We start from the raw sequence: 2,941 nt of genomic DNA, 5'->3' as shown, positions 1-2,941 counted from the left end.
AAAAGACCGCATCACCTACGCTAGGGTGATGAGCGAAAGGTCAAGCAATAAGGGCACAGGGCGGATGCCTTGGCACTAAGAGCCGATGAAAGACGTGATAAGCTGCGATAAGCTTCGGGGAGGAGCAAATATCCATTGATCCGGAGATCTCTGAATGGGGAAACCCGGCGGAGCACACCTCCGTCATCCATACGCCAATCCATAACGTATGGAAGGGAACCCGGGGAACTGAAACATCTAAGTACCCGGAGGAAAAGAAAGAAAACTCGATTCTGCAAGTAGCGGCGAGCGAACGCGGAAGAGCCTAAACCGGAATGCGTGCATTCCGGGGTTACGGACTGCATTAATGATTCTTGGAAGCTAACAGAACGGTTTTGGGAAAGCCGGCCGCAGAGGGTGAAAGCCCCGTACGTGAAAGCTGATGAGACAGAGCAGGATCCAGAGTACCACGAGACACGAGGAACCTTGTGGGAAGTCAGGGGGACCACCCCCTAAGGCTAAATACTACTTAGTGACCGATAGCGCATAGTACTGTGAAGGAAAGGTGAAAAGGACCCCGGGAGGGGAGTGAAAGAGAACCTGAAACCCTGTGTCTACAAGCTGTGGGAGCACCTTATGCGTGCAACCGCGTACTTTTTGTAGAACGGTCCGGCGAGTTACGCTTACTGGCAAGGTTAAGCACTTCAGGTGCGGAGCCGTAGGGAAACCAAGTCTTAAGAGGGCCTTAAGTCAGTAGGAGTAGACCCGAAACCGGGTGATCTACCCATGTCCAGGATGAAGCTGCCGTAAGAGGCAGTGGAGGTCCGGACCCACATCCGTTGAAAAGGGTGGGGATGAGGTGTGGGTAGGGGAGAAATTCCAATCGAACCCGGAGATAGCTGGTTCTCCTCGAAATAGCTTTAGGGCTAGCCTCGGTCATGAGTCTTGTGGAGGTAGAGCACTGAATTTCCTAGGGGGCGTCAAAGCCTACCGAAGAATATCAAACTCCGAATGCCATGTAGATAAGACCGGGAGTCAGACCGCACGAGATAAGTTGGGCGGTCAAAAGGGAAAGAGCCCAGACCTTCAGTTAAGGTCCCAAAGTGTACGTTAAGTGGAAAAGGATGTGGGGTCTCGAAGACAACCAGGATGTTGGCTCAGAAGCAGCCATTCATTCAAAGAGTGCGTAATAGCTCACTGGTCGAGAGGCCCTGCGCCGAAAATGTCCGGGGCTGAAACGTACCACCGAAACTAAGGGATCCGCAAGGATCGGTAGAGGAGCATTGCATGCGGGAGGAAGCAGTACCGTAAGGAGCTGTGGACTGCATGGAAGAGAGAATGCCGGAATGAGTAGCGAGATAAAGGTGAGAATCCTTTAGGCCGAATATCCAAGGTTTCCAGGGTAAAGCTGATCTGCCCTGGGTAAGTCGGGGCCTAAGGCGAGGACGAGAGTCGTAGCCGATGGACAACAGGTGGAGATTCCTGTACTGCGGTATGACAGAACTGTGGGGACACGTAAGGAGAGCGGAAGCCGGGAATGGAAAGCCCGGTGCAAGCGGGGTACCAGCCACTTTGGCAAATCCGGGTGGCAATGGGAAGCCGTGATGCGGAGCGAAATACAAGTAGCGAAGTCCGTGAGCCATGCGTCAAGAAAAGCCGCTATTGTTTATACCGTACCCGTACCGTAAACCGACACAGGTGGATGAGGAGAGAATCCTAAGGCCGGCGGAAGAAGCATTGTCAAGGAACTCGGCAAAATGACCCCGTAACTTCGGGAGAAGGGGTGCCTGTGAGAACAGGCCGCAGAGAATAGGCTCAAGCAACTGTTTAGCAAAAACACAGGTCTATGCGAAACCGAAAGGTGAGGTATATGGGCTGACGCCTGCCCGGTGCTGGAAGGTTAAGAGGAGAGGTTAGCGCAAGCGAAGCTTTGAATTTAAGCCCCAGTAAACGGCGGCCGTAACTATAACGGTCCTAAGGTAGCGAAATTCCTTGTCGGGTAAGTTCCGACCCGCACGAAAGGCGTAATGATTTGAGCGCTGTCTCGACAATGCATCCGGTGAAATTGAAGTACCAGTGAAGATGCTGGTTACCTGCGCCAGGACGGAAAGACCCCATGGAGCTTTACTCCAGTTTGGTACTGGGGTCCGGTATTGCATGTACAGGATAGGTGGGAGGCTGAGAAACGGTAACGCCAGTTGCCGCGGAGCCGCTGTTGGGATACCACCCTTGCAGTACTGGGCTTCTAACCAGCCGCCGTGAACCGGCGGTGGGACAATGCCAGACGGGGAGTTTGACTGGGGCGGTCGCCTCCGAAAGGGTATCGGAGGCGCCCAAAGGTTCCCTCAGAATGGACGGAAACCATTCGAAGAGTGCAAAGGCAGAAGGGAGCTTGACTGCGACACCGACGGGTGGAGCAGGTACGAAAGTAGGGCTTAGTGATCCGGTGGTATTAAGTGGGAATGCCATCGCTCAACGGATAAAAGCTACCCTGGGGATAACAGGCTTATCACTCCCAAGAGTTCACATCGACGGAGTGGTTTGGCACCTCGATGTCGGCTCATCGCATCCTGGGGCTGTAGTAGGTCCCAAGGGTTGGGCTGTTCGCCCATTAAAGCGGTACGCGAGCTGGGTTCAGAACGTCGTGAGACAGTTCGGTCCCTATCCGGCGTGGGCGTAGGATATCTGAGAGGAGCTGTCCTTAGTACGAGAGGACCGGGATGGACGGACCGCTGGTGTACCGGTTAGACTGCCAAGTCTACGGCCGGGTAGCCAAGTCCGGAAGGGATAAACGCTGAAGGCATCTAAGCGTGAAGCCCCCCTCAAGATGAGATGTCCCATTCGAAAGAAGTAAACCCCCTTGAAGACGACGAGGTAGATAGGGCAGGGGTGGAAGTGTAGTAATACATGGAGCTGACTGCTACTAATAGGGTGAGGGCTTGACCTGAGTGCTAAGCACGAA

1 rRNA gene is annotated in these 2,941 nt (G+C 53.9%); it reads left to right on the top strand.

Annotated elements, in window-relative coordinates:
- Window positions 1-37: 37 nt before the first annotated feature.
- Window positions 38-2,927, top strand: a 23S ribosomal RNA gene (locus DWZ38_RS07350).
- Window positions 2,928-2,941: the final 14 nt, after the last annotated feature.

Origin of the sequence: Ruminococcus sp. AF31-8BH (assembly GCF_003460605.1) — a bacterium.
Classification (GTDB): Bacteria; Bacillota; Clostridia; order Lachnospirales; family Lachnospiraceae; genus Blautia_A; species Blautia_A acetigignens.
Note: the sequence above shows the minus strand (reverse complement) of the source record. Positions and strands in the feature narration are given on the sequence as shown.